Annotated in this window: 2 protein-coding genes and 1 pseudogene; all 3 read right to left on the reverse strand. The window is 72.0% G+C overall.

Features of this window, described 5'->3' with window-relative positions; translation table 11 throughout:
* Positions 1-146: 146 nt before the first annotated feature.
* Entirely contained in the window at positions 147-2,681 is a 2,535-nt protein-coding gene (locus ACWD4B_RS35400; RefSeq protein WP_451424622.1) for an ABC transporter permease, read from the reverse strand.
* Positions 2,682-2,785: 104 nt separating this feature from the next.
* Entirely contained in the window at positions 2,786-3,577 is a 792-nt protein-coding gene (locus ACWD4B_RS35405) for an ABC transporter ATP-binding protein (protein WP_451424623.1), read from the reverse strand.
* A 235-nt stretch (positions 3,578-3,812) separates the two neighbouring features.
* Positions 3,813-3,884: pseudogene (locus tag ACWD4B_RS35410) on the reverse strand (helix-turn-helix domain-containing protein); the annotation flags it as partial.

A 3,884-nucleotide genomic window follows, 5' to 3' on the forward strand; every position in this document is an offset into this window, starting at 1 on the left:
GGGTAATACGACTGCGGGTGCGTCGTGGCTGGTCGCGCAGTTCCCCGCGCCCCTGACGGGGCGCAGCCCCAAGCCCTCGGGCCCCGGTCGAATGGCCGGGGCCCGAGGGCTTTCGGGGCTCGGGGGCCTGCCCCCGAAGGGGGGGCTTACTGCGCCCCGATCGACTCCAGCATGTTCAGCCTTGCCGCTCGCCTTGCCGGCCATACCGCCGCCAGGACGCCCACCACCAGGGCCAGGAGCAGGAAGAGGCCGATGCGGGCCCACGGGACGGTCATCTCGTACTGGGGGAAGGACGAGCGCAGCAGGTGGCCGCCCGACCAGGCGAGGAAGATGCCCACGCCGACGCCCAGGACCGCGCCGAACATCGCGATCATCACGGACTCCAGGCGCACCATCTGCTTCACCTCGCGGCGGGCCATTCCGATGGCGCGCAGCATGCCGATCTCGCGGGTGCGCTCGAAGACCGACATGGCAAGGGTGTTGACCACGCCGATGACCGCGATGAGGACGGCCATGCCCAGCATCCCGTAGGACAGGTTGAGGATGGGGTCGATGTTCCCGGACGCCTGGCGCCGCAGGTCCTCGGGGGTCTCGACCTTGATGAGCGGGTTCCCGCCCAGGGCCTCCTTGATCGTGCCCGGCAGGCCGGCCGCCCGGCCGGGGGCCGCCTTCACCAGGATCTCGTCGTCGCGGACGCGCTCCATGTGCGGATCGATCAGGGCGGGGGCCGCGAGGACCTCGCCCAGGACGTCGTTGTCCGCGTAGACCGCGGCGACCTTCGGGGCGGCCTTCTTGCCGTCGTAGAACGCCATCGGCACCGTCGAACCGACCGTCAGCGCATGCTCCTTGGCGAACGTCGCCGAGACGGCCACCGCGGCCGTGCCGCGCACGCCGGACAGCGAGCCGCCCGTGACGCGCACGTCCGCCACCTTGCCGATCTGCGCCACGTCCGCCGCCGTCGCCAGCGCCGGCTTCTCCTCCGACCGGAAGCCCGTCGCGCGCAGCGGGACCGCCGCGGCCACGCCGGGCTGCTTCGCCAGCTCCTTGCCGACCTCGGGCGAAAGCCCCATGTAGCTGGAGGACTTGACCTTGAAGTCGGCGGTCAGCTGCTGCGGACCCTTCTTGTCCATGCCCTGGTTCGCGGAGACCGCGCCCACGGTCAGGCCGGTGATCAGGGTGAGGCCGATCATCAGCGCCGAGGCGGTGGCGGCCGTGCGGCGCGGGTTGCGCAGCGCGTTCTCCTTGGCGAGCTTGCCGCTCACGCCCGAGAACCGCATGGCCGCCTTGCCGAAGAGGTGCACGAACGGGCGGGAGAGCAGCGGCGCCAGGACGATGACGCCCGCGAGGGTCAGCGCCGAGCCCGCCATGGCGGCCGTCAGACCGCCGCTGTCGCGCAGCGTGGTCACGTACAGCATCAGGGCCACGCCCAGCGAAGCGAGCACCGCACCGAGGGAGTTGCGGACGACCAGGCTGCGCGTCGCAGGGGCCTGGTCCACGCTGGCCAGCGCCTCGACGGGGGCGATCTTCGCGGCCTTGCGCGACGGCAGCCAGGCGGCCAGGACCGTCACCACGACGCCCACCCCGAGCGCGGTCAGCACGACGGAGGGCTCGATCACCAGCGGCCCGTCCGGCAGTTCCGCACCGGTCGCCTTCAGCAACTGCGGCAGGCCGACGGCTATGCCGAGGCCCAGGGCGAAGCCCGCGGCCGAGGCGACCAGGCCCAGGATCGCGGCCTCGGCCAGCACCGAGCGCACCACCTGGCGGCGCGAGGCGCCGACGGCCCGCAGCAGGGCGATCTCCCGGCTGCGCTGGGCGATGAGCATGGTGAAGGTGTTGGCGATGATGAACACGCCGACGAACAGGGAGATCCCGGCGAACACCAGGAAGGTGTTGCGGATCGAACTGGTCTCGTGGTCGATCATCTTCGACTGCTCGGCCGCCAGTTGCGTGCCGCTCTGCGCGTCGAAGGTCTTCGGCAGCACCTCGCGCACCTTGGCGGTCAGCTGCTGCTGGTCCGTGCCGGGCTTCGCGCCCACGACGAGCTCGCTGAACTCGCCCTTCTTGCCGAGGAGTTTCTGCGCGGTCGCGGTGTCGAACAGCGCGAGGCTGCCGCCCGCCGTGACCCGCGGGTCCTCGGTCTCGACGATGCCGACCAGCTTCTTCGTCAGCACCGGCCCGTCGACGGCCAGCCGCACGGTGTCGCCGACCTTGACGCCGGCCTTCTCGGCGGTCCGGCCGTCCAGGACGATCTCGCCCTCGGCGGCCGGTCCGTGGCCCTTCACGAGCGGGTAGCGGCTGTCCTTGCCGTCCTTGCCGGGCACGTAGTTGGCACCGGCGCTGCCCCACTCGCTGCCGGCCGGGTCGTTGTGCTTGTCGGCGACCACGACGACGCCGGAGACGGACGGGCGCACGGAGGCCACGCCCGGCAGCGCGGCGACGGTGTCCACCACGCGGGAGTCGAGCGCGCGGCCGTCCTGCGCATCGGGGTCGGGGCGTCCCGGGGTGACCTGGACGGCGACGTCGTCGAGGCTCTTGGCCATCTTGTTGCGGAAGGCGCCCTCGACGGTGTCGCTGAAGATCAGCGTGCCGGAGACGAAGGCGGTGCCGAGGAGGACCGCGAGGGCGGTCATCATCAGCCGGGTCTTGTGCGCAAGGACGTTGCGCAGGGCGGTACGAAGCATGAGTGGGTGTCGTCCTGGAGGATTGTGGGCGGCAAGGGGCGCCCCGCAAGGGGCGCGAGGAACTGCGCGACCAGCCACAGCCGGCCCGCAGTTCGACAGATCGCTCAGTTCGTCCGGCCCGTGGCCTCAAACGCCTTCATCCGGTCCAGCACCGCGCCAGCGTCCGGCTCGCGCATCTCGTCCACGATGCGGCCGTCGGCGAGGAAGACGACGCGGTCCGCGTAGGAGGCGGCGACGGGGTCGTGGGTGACCATGACGACCGTCTGCTCCAGCGCCCGCACCGATTCGTGCAGGAAGCCCAGCAGTTCGGCGCCGGAGCGGGAGTCGAGGTTGCCGGTGGGCTCGTCCGCGAAGATGATCTCGGGCTTGGCGGCGAGCGCGCGGGCCACGGCCACGCGCTGCTGCTGTCCGCCGGAGAGCTGCGACGGCCGGTGCGCGAGCCGCCCGGACAGGCCCAGCGTGGCGACGATCCGCTCCACCCACTCGGCGTCGGGCCGGCGGCCCGCGATGGCCAGGGGGAGCGTGATGTTCTCCAGGGCCGTCAGCGTCGGCAGCAGGTTGAACGCCTGGAAGACGAAGCCGATCCTGTCCCGGCGCAGCCGGGTCAGCCGGCGGTCGTCCAGCGTGCCCAGCTCGACCTCGCCGATCCGGGCGGAGCCGGAGGAGATCGAGTCGAGCCCGGCCATGCAGTGCATCAGCGTCGACTTGCCGGAGCCCGACGGGCCCATGATCGCCGTGAACTCCGCACGACGGAACTCCACGTCGACCGCGTCCAGGGCGGCCACCCGGGTCTCGCCGTGGCCGTAGACCTTGCTCAGGCCGGTGGCACGGGCGGCGACGGCGCCGACGGCTCCGCCGGGGGCGGGAGGGGCAGGGAAGGCCGTCGCACGGGACATGGGGGCTCCTCGGGGAGGGGGGGGAATGGGTGATTCCATCCTCTGTGTCCTGGCCCGCCTTTACCTCAGCCGTACGACCCGAATCCGGCGTCGGACTTTCGGTCGGGAGGACCGTCCGCCCGTAGTCCCTCAGACGGACACGGTCATCCTCGGGATGCACGCGCCACCCTGGGCGCGCGGTCTGTCGGCTGCGGGTCGGCTGTGGTTGCTCGCGCAGTTCCCCGCGCCCCTACGCCGGCTGGGTGATGTAGAGCTGCTCCGCCGCCCGGCCGAAGTGCCGGTACTCGGCCACCGCGGCGAAGTAGCG

This window comes from Streptomyces sp. NPDC002536 (assembly GCF_053594995.1).

Bases quoted from the DNA above. Each gene is read 5' to 3' on its own strand.
- ACWD4B_RS35400 (WP_451424622.1), bottom strand. From the start codon at position 2,681: ATGCTTCGTACCGCCCTGCGCAACGTCCTTGCGCACAAGACCCGGCTG.
- ACWD4B_RS35405 (WP_451424623.1), bottom strand. From the start codon at position 3,577: ATGTCCCGTGCGACGGCCTTCCCTGCCCCTCCCGCCCCCGGCGGAGCC.